The 17,882-nt window shown below is 68.2% G+C and carries 16 protein-coding genes; 10 read left to right on the plus strand and 6 right to left on the minus strand.

Annotation, left to right across the window (positions count from 1 at the left end; all coding sequences use genetic code 11):
- Window positions 1-233 precede the first annotated feature (233 nt).
- Window positions 234-677, plus strand: a complete 444-nt coding sequence (locus tag FVA80_RS17495) for a DUF488 domain-containing protein (protein WP_147855064.1) — start codon at window positions 234-236, stop codon at window positions 675-677.
- Between the two features lie 236 nt (window positions 678-913).
- Here FVA80_RS17495 and FVA80_RS17500 read toward each other — a convergent pair whose 3' ends face one another.
- From FVA80_RS17500 to FVA80_RS17515, 4 genes are all read right to left on the minus strand, one after another.
- Entirely contained in the window at window positions 914-1,288 is a 375-nt protein-coding gene (locus FVA80_RS17500) for a catalase (protein WP_147906199.1), read from the minus strand.
- A 47-nt stretch (window positions 1,289-1,335) separates the two neighbouring features.
- Entirely contained in the window at window positions 1,336-1,566 is a 231-nt protein-coding gene (locus FVA80_RS17505; protein WP_147906200.1) for a hypothetical protein, read from the minus strand.
- Window positions 1,567-1,675: 109 nt separating this feature from the next.
- Window positions 1,676-2,596, minus strand: coding sequence for a response regulator transcription factor (locus FVA80_RS17510; RefSeq protein WP_147906201.1), 921 nt, complete (start codon window positions 2,594-2,596; stop codon window positions 1,676-1,678).
- Window positions 2,589-5,963 (minus strand): ATP-binding protein, encoded by a 3,375-nt coding sequence (locus tag FVA80_RS17515; RefSeq protein ID WP_147906202.1) that lies wholly within the window; start codon window positions 5,961-5,963, stop codon window positions 2,589-2,591. The genes FVA80_RS17510 and FVA80_RS17515 overlap by 8 nt, the downstream gene beginning before the upstream one ends.
- A 254-nt stretch (window positions 5,964-6,217) precedes the next feature.
- On the opposite strand from FVA80_RS17515, the gene urtA reads away from it, so the two are divergent.
- From urtA to FVA80_RS17560, 9 genes are all read left to right on the plus strand, one after another.
- Window positions 6,218-7,486, plus strand: a complete 1,269-nt coding sequence (gene urtA, locus FVA80_RS17520) for an urea ABC transporter substrate-binding protein (RefSeq protein ID WP_147906203.1) — start codon at window positions 6,218-6,220, stop codon at window positions 7,484-7,486.
- An 88-nt stretch (window positions 7,487-7,574) separates the two neighbouring features.
- Window positions 7,575-8,501: an urea ABC transporter permease subunit UrtB gene (urtB, locus tag FVA80_RS17525; protein ID WP_147906204.1), complete on the plus strand. Its 927-nt coding sequence runs from the start codon at window positions 7,575-7,577 to the stop codon at window positions 8,499-8,501.
- Between the two features lie 12 nt (window positions 8,502-8,513).
- On the plus strand, window positions 8,514-9,686 hold the full coding sequence (gene urtC / locus FVA80_RS17530) for an urea ABC transporter permease subunit UrtC (protein WP_147906205.1): 1,173 nt from the start codon (window positions 8,514-8,516) through the stop codon (window positions 9,684-9,686).
- 7 nt (window positions 9,687-9,693) lie between these two features.
- Window positions 9,694-10,479, plus strand: a complete 786-nt coding sequence (gene urtD / locus FVA80_RS17535) for an urea ABC transporter ATP-binding protein UrtD (RefSeq protein WP_147906206.1) — start codon at window positions 9,694-9,696, stop codon at window positions 10,477-10,479.
- Between the two features lie 2 nt (window positions 10,480-10,481).
- Window positions 10,482-11,246 (plus strand): urea ABC transporter ATP-binding subunit UrtE, encoded by a 765-nt coding sequence (urtE, locus tag FVA80_RS17540; RefSeq protein WP_147906207.1) that lies wholly within the window; start codon window positions 10,482-10,484, stop codon window positions 11,244-11,246.
- A 189-nt stretch (window positions 11,247-11,435) separates the two neighbouring features.
- Window positions 11,436-12,665: a formamidase gene (fmdA, locus tag FVA80_RS17545; RefSeq protein ID WP_147906208.1), complete on the plus strand. Its 1,230-nt coding sequence runs from the start codon at window positions 11,436-11,438 to the stop codon at window positions 12,663-12,665.
- Window positions 12,666-12,667: 2 nt separating this feature from the next.
- Window positions 12,668-12,985: a zinc ribbon domain-containing protein gene (locus FVA80_RS17550; protein ID WP_147906209.1), complete on the plus strand. Its 318-nt coding sequence runs from the start codon at window positions 12,668-12,670 to the stop codon at window positions 12,983-12,985.
- 80 nt (window positions 12,986-13,065) lie between these two features.
- Complete coding sequence (locus FVA80_RS17555; protein ID WP_147906210.1) at window positions 13,066-14,121, plus strand: aliphatic amidase; 1,056 nt, start codon at window positions 13,066-13,068, stop codon at window positions 14,119-14,121.
- 27 nt (window positions 14,122-14,148) lie between these two features.
- A complete protein-coding gene (locus FVA80_RS17560; protein WP_147906211.1) occupies window positions 14,149-14,718 on the plus strand; it encodes an ATP-dependent Clp protease proteolytic subunit in 570 nt (189 codons plus the stop codon).
- 194 nt (window positions 14,719-14,912) lie between these two features.
- Here FVA80_RS17560 and FVA80_RS17565 read toward each other — a convergent pair whose 3' ends face one another.
- Complete coding sequence (locus FVA80_RS17565; protein ID WP_147906212.1) at window positions 14,913-15,758, minus strand: oxidoreductase; 846 nt, start codon at window positions 15,756-15,758, stop codon at window positions 14,913-14,915.
- Between the two features lie 20 nt (window positions 15,759-15,778).
- Window positions 15,779-17,722 carry a cytochrome C oxidase Cbb3 gene (locus tag FVA80_RS17570; RefSeq protein WP_147906213.1) on the minus strand — a complete coding sequence of 648 codons (1,944 nt, stop codon included), beginning with the start codon at window positions 17,720-17,722 and terminating at the stop codon, window positions 15,779-15,781.
- Window positions 17,723-17,882: the final 160 nt, after the last annotated feature.

The following is a 17,882-nucleotide window of genomic DNA, read 5'->3' on the forward strand; positions in this document are numbered from 1 at the left end:
GACCCTGCGAAAGCTTGATATCTCGCACCATCAGTGTTCAGCCCGCCACCGAAGAAGCGCCAAAGTCAGGCGTAATCGATGGGCCCGGCGCAGTTAACGGAGCTTTGCGAACATTGCGGCGGAATTCCGAGATGCGTGTCGCTGCCGCGACATACGGTATCGATCCCCGGTTGGTTCACAGGCCCGGATCCGGCTAAGTGCCGGTCCCGCAACGCGAGTCCCGTCACGGTCCCGTGAGCAAGCAATTATTCACCATAGGTTACGAAGGGCTCGACCCGGAGCGCCTTACGGATGCGCTGCGCTCGGCGGGCGTTGCCGTGCTGGCCGACGTGCGGGCGGTGGCGAACTCGCGCAAGCGCGGCTTCTCGAAGGGTGCGCTCGGAACGGGTCTCGCAGAGGCGGGACTCGGCTACGCGCATCTGCGCAGCCTCGGCACGCCGAAGGCCGGCCGCGAGGCGGCCCGGGCGGACGACGCGGCGCTGATGCGCAGGATCTACTGTGAAGAGGTGCTCGACACGGGCGCCGGCGGAATAGCCCTGGACGAACTCGCCGCCATGGCGGCCGCCGCCCCGACCTGCCTGCTGTGCTTCGAGCGGGACCCGGCCCGCTGCCACCGCCGGGTCCTGGCCGAACGGCTCGCGGACCGGGGCTTTGCCGTCACCGACCTGTTCGGCTGACTCTCCGCCGGCTCTGGCCGTCGCACAGGAATGAACCGCGCGCGCCTTCCCGGATGCCCGGAACGTGTGTGGACGGCGATCCGGGAACCCGCAGCGAACGCGCCGCGCAGCGGCACGATCGTCAATTGGCTGTCGCAATCAGGCGCGTGACGTCGTTCGGTGCCGGATCCCGGGCGGCATTCCGCGCGCCGGAGAAGAGGCCGCGCGAAACCAGCGATGCTCGGTTGAGTCGATCACTATTCAGGTCCGCGCATCATCCGGGCGACGGCGAAGCGCCGGATCGGTTCGATCGCGGCGCTCAGCAGCGTCCGGGGCGTGCGCGGCACCCCGAATTCCCGCGGGACAGGCCGGCGTCGATACGGGTCGGCCACCGGCTCGACCGGCAGGTACAGGGCTTCGAGGAACGACATCTCCAGCAGCATCGCGCCGGTGTCGTCGGTGACCACCAGGGCCGCATCGAGCAGCCGCGTATCGCCGCTGTGCTGACGCATCAGCCCCTGGACGATGGTCCGGGCGGTGGCCCGGGCGGCGTCCAGGTCGGCGACCCACTGCGCCGCGGAGGCGGGCAGGCAGGCGCCGTCCAGGCGGATGCTGAAAGTGGCGCGGACCATCGTGGCGTTCCTTGGAGGATCGGGCGTCGCGCGTCGGGCGGCGATCGTCAGGCGGCTTGCGCGCCGTCCTGCGGCTCGGTCTCGACGAAGTCGGCCTTGGCCTCGGCCGCCGATTTCGGATCGAAGGCGTCCGCCAGCAGGCTGAGGCGCCGGGCCATGTCGCGCACCTCGTTGAGGGCGATCGACTTCTGGCCCTCCTTCACCGCCCGGGTGATGTCGCTGACCTGCGTGGTGGCGACCCGCCTCAGTTCGTCGGCGAGCTGGTGGCTGGTCATCATCGCATCCGTTCCCGAATTGGTTCGTCTGTGCCGGGATCGTGGTGGGAGGGCGCTTACCAACGGGTTTCGCGCAGCGGCGATGCCTGTGGACAACACGGGCTTACGCGGCTCAGTCCTGCAGGTGGCGCGCGGCGATGATCGAGGCGGCGGTGCGATTCTCCACGCCGAGCTTGGCGTAGATGCCCTCCAGATGCTTGGTCACCGTGCGGTGGCTGAGCCCCAGGATCTCGCCGATGTCGCGGCTCGATTTCCCCCGCGACAGCCACAGCAGCACCTCGGCCTCGCGGCCGGTGACCGGAAGCCGCGCCCGCAGCCGCTCGATGCCGCCCGAAGCCTCCTCGCGCGACAGGCGCAGCAGGATCTCCTCCGGGGTGCGTCCGATGAAGCTGAGCGCGTAGGGGGTACCGTCGCCGCCGGTCAGCGTCAGGGCGTTGGCGGCTCCCCCGGTGAGGCAGCCGCGCAGCCAGTCCCGGGCGCGAGCGGGCAGCGCGAGGCCCGCGGACGGATCCGAGCCGAGCCCGGCGAGCAACCGCCCGGCCTGCGGGGTCGCCCACAGCACCGCGCCCGCCTCCGAGACCGCGAACAAGGTGCGCCCGGCAGTGTCGAGAGCGGCCCTTGCGCTCTGCGCGGCGCGCGCGCTGGCGAGGTGGACGCGGATCCGGGCCAGGATCTCGTCCGGGGCGATCGGCTTGGTGACGTAGTCGATCCCGCCGGCGCTCAAGCCCTTCACGATGTGCTCGGTCTCGCTCAGCCCGGTCATGAAGATCACCGGCACGCCGGCGATCTGCGGCTTGGCCTTAAGCCTCCGGCAGGTCTCGAACCCGTCCATGCCGGGCATCATCGCGTCGAGCAGGATCACGTCCGGCGTGATCTCGTCCACGAGCGCGAGGGCGAGGTCGCCGCCCACCGCCACCAGCACGGTGGCACCCGAGCGCTCGATCGCCTCGGTGAGGAAAATCAGCGTGTCGGGCGAATCGTCCACCACCAGGACGACATCGCGGCTCGGCTGGTTCGTCGGCGCCTCAGCCATGGCGGGCGAGTCCTTGCAGGACCGAAAGGTAGCGGCGCAGGTCGTAGCCCTCCACGAGACCGCGCATCTGAGCCACGAAGGCGGGCGGCACCGTCACGTCGCCCTCCATCTCGGTGAGCTTCGCCTCGATGGCCCGGATATGCCCGATCCGGCCCAGGCGCAGCAGCTCGCCGACATGCTCCGGCCCGGGATGGCCGATCTCCGCGAGCGCCGGAGCCGGCTCGCGCAGAGCGGGCGTCGCGGCGTCGGTCCATTCGAGGTGGAGCAGCTTGCCGATCCGCTCCAGCACGTCGCGCAGGTCGAAAGGCTTGGCGAAGATCGCGTCGTGGGGGGCGTCGTCGCCGCGCACCGGGCTGATCTCGTGGACGTTGGCGGACATCATAGCGATCGGTCCGGTATGCCCCTCCGCACGCAGCGTCGCGGCGGCGGCCCAGCCGCTCATGCCCGGCATGGCGATGTCGAGGAGGATCAGGTCGATCCCGCCCCTGGCCACGGCCGACAGGCATTCAGGCCCGGAGCCCGCCTCCATCACGGAGATTCCGTGCGGCTCGAGGATCGCCCGCATCAGGGCGCGGTGGGCGGTGTCGTCGTCGGCCACCAGGATCGTGCGTCGGGCGCCGGCATAGGCTCGCTCCGGCGCGGAGGCCGGGGGAACCACGACGACCGGCGCGGGCTGGGCCACGGAGGCCAGCATCAGCCGCAGCCGGGCCTGGGTGCCGCCGCCGGGGGCCGCAGCCACGGTGATCTCGCCGCCGAGCAGCTGCGCCAGCAGGTCCGCGATGGTGAGCCCGAGCCCCGTCCCCGGAGTACTGCGGGCGGCCGGCGTCGAGCCCCGCTCGAACGGCTGGAAGATCCGCGCCAGGTCCGCCTCCGGGATGCCCGGGCCGGTGTCGCGGATCGTGAACACCGCGATCTGGCTGCGGTAGCTGAGATCCAGCGAGACGGTGCCGGAGGGCGTGAACTTGATCGCGTTCGACAGGAGGTTGAGCAGCGCCTGGCGCAGGCGCTTCTCGTCGGTGGCGACCACCGCCGGCAGGACCTCCGGCCGGGAGAACCGGAATTCGAGGCCGGCCTCCCGGGCCTGCAGCCGGACCATGTCGACCAACTGGTCGAGGAACTCGGTGAGCCGGACCTCGTCCCGGTGGATCTCGAGCCGCCCGGCCTCCATCCGCGAGATGTCGAGCAGGCCGTCGATCAGCCCGGACAGGTGCTGGGCGCTGCGCCTTATCACCCGGATGCCGTTGAGGCGCGGGGCCGGGATCGCGGGATCGGATTCGAGGAGCTGGGCGTAGCCGAGCACGGTGGAGAGCGGCGTGCGCAACTCGTGGCTGATCCCGACCACGTAGCGGCTCTTGGCGAGGTTTGCGGCTTCCGCCCGCTCCTTGGCCTCCTGCAGCTTGGCGTCGGTGAGCTTGTGGGCCGCGATCTCGGCCTCGTAGAGCGCGGTCTGGCGCATGGTCTCCGACTGGGCGACCCGCCGGCTCTCCTGGGCGAGCACGAACAGCCACGCGACCACGCCGAGGATCACCACCAGGATGAAGAACACGCTGGTCAGCGCCGTGCGCAGGACCACGCGATGCTCGGGATGCGCGATGGTGGCGCCGGCATGGACGATCCCCAGGATCAGGGCGATCACCGCGCAGAGGGTCAGCATGACCGCGAGGTAGCGGCCGAGCGGCGCGCCGATCCAGGCCGCCGTCCGGCCCGGCAGGATCCGGCCGAGCGCCTGCTGCGCCTGCGCCTCCAGCCGGCCGTGCGGCTTGCACAGGTCGCCGCAGCGAGCGTCGAGGGAGCAGCACAGGGAGCAGATCGGGGCGTCGTAGGCCGGGCAATGGGCCATGTCCTCGCCCTCGAACGGCAATTCGCAGACCCGGCAGGTGACCTCGCCCACCCCCCAATCCCGCTTGGGAGTCCGGGCGAGATACCAGCGGCCGGCCGTGGCCCAGGCGATCACCGGGGCCGCCGCAAAGGCGGTCGCCAGCGTCAGAAGCGGCGCGAAGGGCTGGAGCGCGTGGCCGAGCAGGCCGGCATAGGCGAGGCCGCCGATGGCGAGCGCCAGCACCATGGCGCCGGTCCCGACCGGGTTGATGGCGTAGAGATGGGCGCGCTTGAACTCGATGCCCGGGGGCGAGAGGCCGAGCGGCTTGTTCACCGCGAGGTCGGCCGCGAGCGCCCCCACCCAGGCCGAGACCACGGAGGCGTAGAGCGGCAGCGTGCTCTCGATGGTCTTGTCGATGCCGAGCTCCATCAGGAGCACCGCGATGGCGACGTTGAACACCAGCCAGACGACCCGCCCCGGATGGCTGTGGGTCAGCCGGGAGAAGAAGTTCGACCACGCGATCGAGCCGGCATAGGCGTTGGTCAGGTTGATCTTGAGCTGAGAGACCAGAACGAACAGCCCCGTCAGCAGCAGGGCCGCGCGGCCGCCCTCCCCGGTCACGTAGCCGAACGCCACCGCGTACATCCGGGTCGGCTCGGCGGCGTGCTCGGGCGGGACGCCGTGCCCGAGCGCGAGGACCGCGAGGCCCGCGCCGAGCAGGATCTTGAGCATGCCGGGCACGATCCAGCCGGCACCGCCCGAGAGCACCGCCAGCCACCAGCGCCAGTCGCGCCGGCCCACCGGCTCGGGCACGAAGCGCAGGAAGTCGACCTGCTCGCCGACCTGGGCCAGCAGGGCCAGCAGCACCCCGGTGGCCAGACCGAACCGGCCGACATCGAAGGCAGCCCCGCCACCGTCGAGCCCCGGGAAATCCCTGAGCGCCTGCAGGGGCGCCGCGCCTTGCGCCGCCACGAAGGCCAGCGGCAGCAGGCTCAAGCCGATCCAGAGCGGCTGCGTCCAGATCTGGAACCGGCTGATCAGCCGGATCCCGTAGACCACCAGCGGGATCACCGCGGCGGCGCAGACGAGGTATCCGATGCCGAGCGGCAGCCCGAAGCAGAGCTGCAGCGCCAGCGCCATGATCGCCGCCTCGATGGCGAAGAACAGGAACGTGAAGCTCGCGTAGATCAGCGATGTGACCGTGGAGCCGAGATAGCCGAACCCGGCGCCCCGGGTCAGCAGGTCCATGTCGAGCCCGTAGCGGGCCGCATAGACGGTGATCGGCGCCGCGGAGGCGAAGATGATCAGGCCTACGACCAGCACCGCGGCCAGCGTGTTGGGGAACCCCGCCGTCAGAGCCAGGGTCCCGCCGATCGCCTCCAGCGCCAGGAACGAGACCGATCCGAGCGCCGTCTGCGCCACCTGGAAGCCGGACCAGCGCCGGGCCTTCTTGGCGGTGAACCGGAGGGCGTAATCCTCCAGGGTCTCGTCGGCGACGAAGCGGTTGTAGTCCCGGCGGATCGGGATGATGCGCTGAGGCCCGCTCATCGCGGCCCTGTCCGGCACATGGAGCAGCGGCCGCGCACGCGCGCGCGAACAGAACCCGGCGCCGGGGCGCCGCCCACGCTCTCCGCCTTCGCTCCCAATGATCCCTCAGACTTCTGCGCCGCGATGGTGCGCTCGATGCAAGAGAACGGCCATACGCAAAACATCGTATAGGCCGCAGCGTGACCGAAGACCTAGCCTGGACTGGTCGATCCGGGGCGCCACGCGAGGCCCGGACGCGAACCAGGGCAGGCACGATGGCTGACGACACCGAGACCGGCGCGAAGAACGGCTTGCACTCCCCGCTGCGGCGCAGGCTGCTCATGGGACTGGCCGGCGCACCGGCCCTCGCCCTCATGCCGCGCGGCGCCTGGGCCGCGGCCCCGACCGCGGCGGTCAACACCACCGGGCTCGCGGTGACCGACACCGAGGTGACGGTCGGCATCCTGCACTCGGTCACCGGCACGATGGCGATCTCCGAGACGGGCGCCCAGGAGGCCGAGAAACTCGCCATTGCCCAGATCAACGAGGCCGGCGGCGTGCTCGGCCGCAAGATCAAGATTATCCAGGAGGACGGCGCCTCCGACTGGCCGACGTTTGCCGAGAAGGCCAAGAAGCTCCTGGTCAACGACCATTGCGCCGCCGTGATGGGCTGCTGGACCTCGGCCTCGCGCAAGGCGGTCCTGCCGGTGTTCGAGCAGTATAACGGCCTCCTGTATTACCCGACCTTCTACGAGGGCCTGGAGCAGTCCAAGAACGTGTTCTACACCGGCCAGGAGGCCACGCAGCAGATCCTCGCCGGGCTCGATTGGGTCCACAAGGAGAAGGGCGGCGACAGCTTCTATTTCATCGGCTCCGACTACATCTGGCCGCGCACCTCGAACAAGATCGCCCGCAAGCACGTCGAGAACGTGCTCAAGGGCAAGGTGGTCGGCGAGGAGTACTTCCCTCTGGGCCACACCCAGTTCAACTCGGTGATCAACAAGATCAAGCTGACCAAGCCGAAAGTGATCTTCACCGACGTGGTCGGCGGCTCGAACGTGGCGTTCTACAAGCAGCTCAAGGCAGCGGGCATCGACCTGTCCAAGCAGGTGCTGATGACGATCTCGGTCACCGAGGACGAGATCGACGGCATCGGTGGCGAGAACATCGCCGGCGCCTACGCGTGCATGAAGTACTTCCAGTCGATCGAAAACGAGAACAACAAGGCCTTCGTCGCAGCGTTCAAGAAGATGTGGGGCGAGAAGACCGTGATCGGCGACGTCACGCAGGCGGCCTATCTCGGCCCGTTCCTGTGGAAGATGGCCTGCGAGAAGGCCGGCTCCTTCGACGTCGACAAGGTGGTCGCCGCCTCCCCCGGCCTGGAGTTCAAGGGCGCGCCGGAAGGCTACGTCAAGATCGACGAGAACCACCATCTCTGGTCGAAGACCCGGGTCGGCAAGGCCAAGCCCGACGGCCAGTTCGAGATCGTCTACACCAGCCCCGAGCTGATCAAGCCGGATCCGTTCCCGAAGGGCTACCAGTAGTCTCCAACTCTCCCCTCCCCCGCAGAGGGGGGAGGGAGAGCGTCGCCGACCATTACCACACCAGCCAGATCGCGGGAGACACGAAAAAATGTTGGGCGAGTATTCCCTCGGGGACCTCGGCGCGATCTTCGCCATGCAGGGCTTCGCCGGCCTGATCCTGTTCTCAGTCTACCTGCTGATGGCGCTGGGTCTGGCGATCATCTTCGGTCAGATGGGCGTGATCAACATGGCCCACGGGGAATTCATGATCCTCGGGGCCTACGTCACCTATCTCTGCTCGGCCTTCTGCCAGAGCTACCTGCCGGCTTTGTTCCCGGTCTACTTCTTCGTCGCGATGGGGCTGGCGTTCCTCGCCTCCGGGGCGCTCGGCATGCTGGTGGAGTGGAGCCTGATCCGGTTCCTCTACAAGCGCCCGCTCGACACGCTGCTCGCCACCTGGGGCCTGTCGCTGATCCTGCAGCAGGCCTACCGGTCGATCTTCGGCGCCCGCGAGGTCGGCGTCGAGCTGCCGTCCTGGCTGATCGGCTCGGTGCAGGTTACCGACACGATCGAGATCCCGGTCAACGGCCTGTTCGTGATGGCGGTGACCATCCTGATCACGGTGAGCGTGGCGCTGCTGATCTACCGCTCGCGCTTCGGCCAGCAGGTCCGGGCCGTGATGGCCAACCGTGCCATGGCGGGCGCCGTGGGCATCGATACCGAGAAGGTCGACCGCTACACGTTCGGCCTCGGCTGCGGCATCGCGGGCGTCGCCGGCTCGGCCTTCACGATGATCGGCTCGACCGGGCCGACCTCGGGACAGCTCTACATCGTCGACACCTTCCTGATCGTCGTGTTCGGCGGCGCCGCGAGCCTGCTCGGCACCATCGCGTCGGCCTTCTCGATCTCGCAAACGCAATCGATCCTGGAATTCTTCCTCTCCGGCTCGATGGCCAAGGTGATCACCCTGCTCGCGGTGGTCGGCATCCTGATGTTGCGGCCGCAGGGCCTCTTCACCCTCAAGGTCCGGCGCTGAGGATTGTTCGAGATGACGAATCCGGTCCAGACCCTGACCAGGTCGGTCACCGTCAACGACAACCCGTTCATGAAGCCGGTGGAGTGGCTGAGCTTGGCTCTGCTCGCCGGGGTGATCCTGGTGGTCCTGCCGCTGGCCCTCGACGGGTTCCGCCTCAACCTCGTCGGCAAGTACCTCACCTACGCCTTCGTGGCCCTCGGGCTGGTGATCTGCTGGGGCTATGCCGGTATCTTGTCCTTAGGCCAGGGCGTCTTCTTTGGCTTGGGCGGGTACTGCATGGCGATGTACCTGAAGCTGGAAGCATCAAGCGTCGCGAATACGAAAATCCAATCGACGCCGGGTATCCCGGACTTCATGGACTGGAACCAGATCACCGCCCTCCCCTGGTTCTGGCAGCCGTTCAAAAGCCTGCCGCTGACCGTGATCCTGGTGGTGGCGGTCCCGGTCCTGTTCGCGCTGGTCATCTCCTACGCGATGTTCAAGCGCCGGGTCGGCGGCACCTACTTCGCGATCATCACCCAGGCCATCGCCGCGATCCTGACGATCCTGATCGTCGGCCAGCAGGGCTACACCGGCGGCATCAACGGCATCACCGACCTGCGCACCCTTCATGGCTGGGACATCCGCACCGACCACGCCAAGGTGATCCTGTACTTCGTCAACGGCGGCCTGCTGCTCGCCTGCATCCTGGCGGCGCAGTACGTGAAGAAATCGAAGCTCGGCCGCATCCTGGTCGCCATGCGCGACAAGGAGGACCGGGTCCGGTTCTCCGGCTACTCGGTGGCGGGCTTCAAGGTCTTCGCCTTCTGCCTGGCGGCCGGCTTCGCGGCGATCGGCGGGGCGATGTTCACCCTGCAGGTCGGGTTCATGTCGCCGTCCTTCGTCGGCATCGTGCCGTCGATCGAGATGGTGATCTACGCCGCGGTCGGCGGGCGCCTGTCCCTGTTCGGCGCGGTCTGGGGCACGCTGCTGGTGAACTGGGCCAAGACCAGCTTCTCCGAGAGCTTCCCCGACCTCTGGCTGTTCGGTCTCGGCGCCCTGTTCATCGCAGTGGTGCTCGCCTTCCCGAACGGTCTGGCCGGCATCTGGCGCGAGCAGATCGAGCCCCGCCTGACCCGGAGGGTGAAGGGCCTGCGCCCGCCCGAGACCACCATCGTCCCGCCCCACGGCGCTCCGGCCGAGTGAGGATGTCATGAACGCCGCGATCCTCTCCTCCCCCGTGGTCGGCGCCGACGCGGCGCCGCCCGAATACCTCCTCGCCGTCGAGGCGCTGACCGTCTCGTTCGACGGCTTCAAGGCGGTCAACGACGTGTCGTTCTACGTCGACCCGGACGAGATCCGGGTGATCATCGGCCCGAACGGCGCCGGCAAGACCACGGTGCTCGACCTGATCTGCGGGCGCACCCGGGCCAGCGCCGGATCGATCAAGTACAAGGGCCAGGAGCTGACCAAGCTCACCGAGAGCGCGATCGTGCAGGCCGGGGTCGGCCGCAAGTTCCAGACGCCGTCGATCTACGACGACCTGACGGTGTTCGAGAACCTGGAGATCTCGTTTCCCCGCGGGCGCACGGTGTTCGGCGCCCTCACCTTCAAGCGGGACGCCGAGGTCCGCGACCGGATCCACGAGATCGCCGAGACGATCTTCCTGAAGGACCAGCTCAAGGAGCGGGCCGAGTTCCTGAGCCACGGCCAGAAGCAGTGGCTCGAGATCGGCATGCTGCTGATTCAAGATCCGGAACTGCTGATGCTCGACGAGCCGGTGGCCGGGATGAGCGTCGGCGAGCGGATCAAGACCGCCGAGCTGCTCAACCAGATCATCAAGGGCCGCTCGGTCCTGGTGATCGAGCACGACATGAAGTTCGTCGAGGACATCGCCCACCGGGTGACCGTGCTGCACCAGGGCAAGGTGCTGTCCGAAGGCTCGATGGAGCGGGTCAAGAACGACCCGAAGGTCATCGAAGTGTATCTGGGACATTGACGATGGGCTCGCTCCAGACCGCACACCCGCCCCTGGTCAAGGCGCCTCCGCACGTCGCGATTCCCGATGTGGCCCCGGCCCTCGCCGTCCACGACCTTCACGCCGCCTACGGCCAGAGCGAAGTCCTGCACGGGCTGAGCTTCTCGGTGGCGCCGGGCGAGATCGTCGCCGTGATGGGCCGCAACGGCATGGGCAAGACCACCCTGATGAAGACCCTGATGGGTCTCGTGCCGGTGAAATCCGGATCGATCCGGGTCGGCGAAACGGATGTCGTCGCACTCAAGAGCCACGCCCGGGTTGCCCAGGGCCTCGCCTACGTGCCGCAGGGCCGGATGATCTTCTCGACCATGACGGTCCAGGAGAACATCGAGACCGGCCTGACGGTGACGGGCACCCGCAAGGTGCCGCAGGACCTCTACGACATGTTCCCGGTGCTGCTCGAAATGAAGGGCCGGCGCGGCGGCAACCTGTCGGGCGGCCAGCAGCAGCAGCTCGCCATCGCCCGCGCGCTCGCCAGCCGGCCGAAGGTTCTGCTCCTGGACGAACCCACGGAGGGCATCCAGCCCTCGATCATCCGCGAGATGGGCCGGACCCTGAAGAAGATCCGCGACGACCGCGGCCTCTCCATCGTGGTCTCCGAGCAGGTGCTGAGCTTCGCCCTCGATGTCGCCGACCGGGTCATCGTCATGGAGAACGGCGCCATCGTGCACGAAGCACCGCGGGCCGGCATCGACGAGGCGCAGGTCGCCCGGTTCCTGTCGGTGTGAGGCACTTTCCCCTCCCCCGGGGGAGGGGTCAGGGGTGGGGGCGATGCCGGATGAAACGCAACGGTACGGCCTGAACCACCCCCACCTCCTTCCCTCCGCGCGGGGGAGAAGAGCGCGTCGAGCGGGGAAGCTCGGCCGCGGCCGGCAAAGCAATTCGGCACTCGAGATCGCAACAGGGAGTCGCAAAAAATGCCCGAGACGCTGATCAAGGTCGATCTCACGCAATCGGCCTATGACAACGACATGGTGCACAATCGGTGGCACCCCGACATCCCGATGGTCGCCACGGTCAAGCCGGGCGACGACTTCATCGTCGAGACCTACGATTGGACCGGCGGCTTCATCAAGAACAACGATTCCGCCGACGACGTGCGCGACATCGACCTGTCGATCGTCCACTTCCTGTCCGGCCCGATCGGCGTCGAGGGCGCCGAGCCGGGCGACCTGCTGGTGGTGGACCTGCTCGACATCGGCGCCAAGCCCGAGAGCCAGTGGGGCTTCAACGGATTCTTCTCCAAGAAGAACGGCGGCGGCTTCCTGGACGAGCACTTCCCCCAGGCGCAGAAGTCGATCTGGGACTTCGAGGGCCTGTTCACCAAGTCCCGCCACGTGCCGGGCGTTCGCTTCCCCGGGCTGATCCATCCCGGGCTGATCGGCTGCCTACCCGATCCGAAGATGCTGGAGACCTGGAACACCCGGGAGAAGGCGCTCTACGACACCAACCCGGAGCGCGTGCCGGCGCTCGCCACCCTGCCCTTCGGCCCGACCGCCCATATGGGCCGGCTGAAGGGCGAGGCGAAGGACGCGGCCGCCGCCACGGGCGCCCGTACGGTCCCGCCCCGGGAGCACGGTGGCAATTGCGACATCAAGGATCTCTCGCGCGGCTCTAAGATCTACTTCCCGGTCTACGTGCCGGGCGCCGGCCTCTCGATGGGCGACCTGCATTTCAGCCAGGGCGACGGCGAGATCACCTTCTGCGGCGCCATCGAGATGGCCGGCTGGGTGCATCTCAAGGTCGAGCTGATCAAGGACGGCATGGCCAAGTACGGGATCCGGAACCCGATCTTCAAGCCGTCGCCGATCACGCCGAAATACGACGACCACCTGATCTTCGAGGGCATCTCCGTCGACGAGCACGGCGGCCAGCATTATTTGGATGTTCACATCGCCTATCGCCAGGCCTGCCTCAACGCGATCGAGTACCTCAAGAAGTTCGGCTACTCGGGCGCACAGGCCTACTCGATCCTCGGCACGGCACCGGTCCAGGGGCACATCTCCGGGGTCGTCGATATCCCGAACGCCTGCGCGACCCTGTGGATTCCGACCAAGATCTTCGAGTTCGACATCAATCCCGGTGCCGACGGGCCGACGAAGTTCCTAGACGGCTCGATCCAGATGCCGCTCTCGCCGGATCTCTGATCATGCCGGTCTACGAATACGCCTGCGCGGCCTGCGGGCCGTTCACCGCCATGCGGCCGATGGCGGAGTTCAAGGATCCGCACGCCTGCCCGGATTGCGGGGAAGCCTGCGGCCGGGCCTTCCTCACCGCGCCGCGGATCTCCGGCATGGATGCGGGGCTCAAGGCGGCCCACGCCACCAACGAGCGCAGCCGCCACGCGCCGCGGCGCTCGTCGGGCCACGGCGCCGGCTGCGGCTGCTGCACTCCGAAGAAGACGGCCTCGGCCCGCGCCGCGGCCAAGAGTTTTCCGTCCGCGCGCCCCTGGATGATCAGCCACTGAACCACCGACGACCCTCTCCCCCTGTGCGGGGGAGGGAAACGGCGCACCTCGCCGCAACCATCATCGGAGGAACCCACGCCATGATGCACGGAGACATCTCGTCCAGCCAGGACAGCGTCGGCGTCGCCGTCGTGAACTACAAGATGCCCCGCCTTCATACCCGCGCCGAGGTGCTGGAGAACGCGAAGGCGATCGGCAAGATGATCGTCGGCATGAAGACCGGCCTGCCCGGGCTCGACCTCGTGATCTTCCCCGAATACTCGACCCACGGCATCATGTACGACGCCGCCGAGATGTACGAGACCGCCTCGTCCGTACCGGGGGCCGAGACCGAGGTGTTCGCCGCCGCCTGCCGGGAAGCCAAGGTCTGGGGCGTGTTTTCGCTGACCGGCGAGCGCCACGAGGAACACCCGAACAAGGCCCCCTACAACACCCTGATCCTGATGAACGACCAGGGCGAGATCGTACAGACGTACCGCAAGATCATGCCGTGGACGCCGATCGAGGGCTGGTATCCCGGCGACCGCACCTACGTCTCGGACGGGCCGAAGGGCCTCAAGATCAGCCTGATCATCTGCGACGACGGCAATTATCCCGAGATCTGGCGCGACTGCGCCATGCGGGGCGCCGAGCTGATCATCCGCTGCCAGGGCTACATGTACCCGGCGAAGGAGCAGCAGATCCTGATGTCGAAGGCGATGGCATTCGCCAACAACACCTACGTTGCGGTAGCCAATGCCGCTGGTTTCGACGGCGTCTACAGCTATTTCGGCCACTCGGCGGTCATCGGCTTCGACGGCCGCACGCTCGGCGAGTGCGGCGAGGAGGAAATGGGCATCCAGTACGCCGCCCTGTCGAAGTTCCTGATCCGGGACTCTCGCGCCCACGGTCAGTCCGAGAACCACCTCTTCAAGCTGCTCCACCGCGGCTATACCGGCATGATCAACTCCAAGGAGAACCGGCACGGCTTGTCGGAATGCCCCTACGAGTTCTACCGGCGCTGGATCGAGGATCCCGACGGAACCCGCGACGCCGTTCGGGCCATTACCCGGCACTCTGTCGGCACCGAGGAATGCCCGATCGCGGGCATCCCGTTCGTCGGCAAGGGCGAGGGCGCACCCGACCCGGTGCGCTGAGACCACAGGAACGGATCACAGGCCCCCATGGATACCACGCCCCTCGGCCCGACCGCGTTCCGCAGCCCCGCGGTGCTGCTGTCGGGCCCGGTCGACTACGACATGTACAAGGATTTCCGCCGTCAGTTCGCCGAGGCCGGCGACCGGCAGATCGTGGTTGTCGAGCTCTCCACCCTCGGCGGCGACCCGGAGGTCGCCCGGATGATGGGCGAGGACATCCGCTACCACACCGAGATGAGCCCGGACCGGCGCTTCGTCTTCCTCGGCAAGGCCGCGATCTACTCGGCCGGCACGACCGTCATGAGCTTCTTCGCCCGGCCCAACCGCTACCTCACCCGGGGCACGCGGCTGATGATTCACGAGCGCAAGATGAACAAGCAGCTCCAGGTCCAGGGCCCGCTCACCACCTGCGTCGCCTCCGTGAAGGCGACGCTCCACGAGATCGAGTGCTCGATCGTGATCCAGAACGAGGGCTTCTCCAATCTCATCCGGGGCTCGGACGTGAGCCTCGACGAGGTGCTGGAGAAGGCGCCGGCCAATTGGTACCTCGAGGCGGAGGAGGCGCGGTCGCGGGGGCTGATCGAGGCGGTAATCTGAGGGACGTGTCGCCGACCTTGCGCTGAGGCAGAGACGCTGATCGGGGCCGCGGGACGGGTATGCTCATCGGTGTGCCCGTCACGGCCAGCACCGTCATCGCCTCGCTCGATGCGCGATGACAGCGTGGAATGCGCGATCCGTCCCGAAGCCGTACCGAACCTCGTGCGAACGCGATGCTGTAGCCGCAAGAGCGCTCAGCCCTCCGGGTAATCCGCCCCCAAGCTCGTCTCGCGCCACGCCTCGATCTCCGCGATCCGCTGCTTCAGCCGGGTCGTGACCGCCTCGTAACCCCAGGCGCCTAGGACGAGGTGGCGCGGCGGGTTGTCGATTTCGGTCACCCGAATCATCGCCTCACCGGCCCGGACCGGATCGCCGGCCTGGGTGCCGCTCTTCTCCGAAGTGGCCTTCAAGCGGGCGCCTGCGGTCTCGGCGTAGTCCGGGATTGTGTTGGGGGTCTGGATCAGGGAGCGCCCGGCCCAGTCGGTGCGGAACGGGCCCGGCTCGATGCAAGTGACCCGGATGCCGAGCGGGCCGGCCTCCGCGCTGAGCGCGTCGGAGAACCCCTCCACGGCGTGCTTGGTGGCGGCGTAATAGCCCGAGGCCGGGAAGCCGACGAAGCCCGCAACCGAAGTCACGTTGAGCACGTGGCCGGAGCGCTGCGCCCGCATCACCGGCAGCACCGCCCGGGTCAGGGCGAACAGGCCGAACACGTTGGCGTCGAACTGGGCTCGGATCTTGCCCTCCTCGCCCTCCTCGACCGAGGATTGGTAGCCGTAGCCGGCGTTGTTGACCAAGACGTCGATCCGCCCGAACGTTTGGGTCGTCTCCGCGACCGCCTGGGTGATCTGCGCCGGATCGGTGACGTCCAGGGAAAGCGCCAGGACCCGGTCCGCCGCGCCCTCCGCGAGGTCGGCGACCTTGGCCCGGTCGCGGGCCGTCACCACCGCCGGCCAGCCCCGTGCGATGACCAGCTTGGCGAGTTCCCGGCCGAAGCCGGTGGAACAGCCGGTGATGAACCAGACCGGTTGGGTGTTCGGCATGCTGGTGTGTCCCGTTCTGATCAGGGCGTTGCCGCCGGCTCGGTCAGGGTGTCGATCGACAGCAGGTAGGCAATCAGTGTGTCCTGCTCCTGCCGCGAGACGCCGGAGCCGACATCGGCCCAATACGCGTGTCCTTCGCCGGTAACGCGTGCGATGCGCGCCGTATCCGAGGATTTGTTCGCGGCTATCACCTGAGCCCGCAAATCACGGTCGATCAGAGCACGAAGACTATTCGAAGGATCGGGAGCGATGCCGCGGTACACCGTGCCCGGAACGCCAAGCTGCGTCGCCGGATCGGGGCCGACGGCGATCCCGGAATCGTGCAGGTAAGGCGCCGTCCAGGCCAGGCCGACGATGTTCGGAACCTTGTAGCCGCCTTCGGTTCCCCCCTGACCCCAGGCGAGCTGGACTTGGGCGAGCTTGTCGCCGGCGAGCGGCACCGGAACGATCACCGGATCGGCCGGCAGCGGGAACGGCGTGTCAGTGGCGAACAGGCTGGGAGGCGAGAGCCGCGCCTCCATCTTGGCCCCGGCCCTGGCCCGGGTCGGTTCGGTGCCGATCTCCGCAATCGGGATGACGCGGTGGTTGGTCAGCGCCGGGCCCGAATGGCAGGCGCCGCAGCCGGCCTGGTCGAACACGGCGCGCCCGGCCTTTACGGCGGCGGGATCCTGCTGTGCGGCCGGCGGGCGCAGCAGGTTCTGGAACGCCGACATGGCGTTGTTGGCGTGGTTGACCGGCTCACCCGGCACCGAGGTGAACAGGCCGTTGTCCGTGACGTAGTTGGTCGCCGGATAAGTCGGCAGCACCGCGTAGCTGTTGAGCCCGGGCGAGGCCGGCGTCGGGTCGACGCTGCGCAGCACCTCCGAAGGCTTGCGTGATTCGCCGGCCGTGTACCGGAAGGACGCGGTGGCCGCGCCGCGCAGGACAATGCCGAGGTAGGTTTCCGCATCCATGCCGAACAGCCACGGCGCGGCTGCGGCAAGCTGGGTCGTATCGGAGTTGGCCGCGTGAACGTTGTTGTTCAGCGAGGACAGCCCGCCGAAGGGACCGACGGCTTCCCGTCCGCTCCAGCTGAAGGGCTCGCCGTAGGCCGAGAAGCTCGACGGGATCGAGGTCGGGTTGGTCACCCGGTCGGCCGAGGAATCGAAGCTGCCCGGCGGCCAGCTCGCGACCTGAACCTTGGTGGCGGCCTCGACGGTCTCGGCATCCGGCAGGGCCGGGCCGGCTCCGGCCGAGCCCGCCTGCGGGGGATCGGCCTGGTTCACGCTGGCATGCATGAAGTAGGCGGACGAGTTCTTGGCCAGCGCCATCAGCAGCCCGGCATTGAGGTCGGTGTTGGGCGCCCCCTCGACGACCTTGCCGGTGCCGGGATCGACCGCGGCATGGCAGAGCGCGCAGGTGATGCCCATGCGCAGATGGCCCTGGTCCGAGAAGGTCTTGATCCCGATGATGAACGCGCCGCCCTTCGGCACGTCGAGCCCGGTCGGGACCAGCTCGCCCTTGCGGTAGTTGCGGTCGCCGACGCGCATATCTCGCGCCATGGCGACCTGCAGGTTCGTGGTGCCCTGCCCGCGGAGCTTGGCCACCGCCAGGGCAACCGCGGTGGGCGTCAGGCCGCCGTCGAGCATGCCCATCACGTCGGTGAGGAAGACCTCGTTGCCGAACGTCTCCTGGTAGAACGCCTGCCGCCCGCGCTCGACCATGGCGGGATCGATCGCCACGGCGCCGTTGCTGGCCGAGAGTTCCTTCCGGCCGGCCTCGGTGCCGTTGAGGCGGTCCGCCTCCGCACGCAAGACCCGGCGTCCGAGGACGTCGAAGGCGGTCTGGATCGGATAGCGATCGGGGTTGAGCAGGTCGGCCCTGTCGGGCATCGGCGCGTAGCTGAAGCGCCCGAAACTGATCGTGACACCGGCCGCGACGGTCGCGAGCCCGGCGGTGAGGAGGATACGGCGAGGCCAACCCATGAACGGTCTTCGATATCCGTGGCCGATCCGCCCCGCGGGTGTGCGGGGATCGGCGGCCGGCGATCAACGGGCGTCCGCAGCCGAGGTTCACCCAGGCGGGCGCGCCCGGGTGTCACGTTCTCGCCAGCGGAGGCGGCGTCAGAACCGCCCATCGGCCTGA

It is taken from the genome of Methylobacterium sp. WL1 (assembly GCF_008000895.1).
GTDB lineage: Bacteria > Pseudomonadota > Alphaproteobacteria > Rhizobiales > Beijerinckiaceae > Methylobacterium.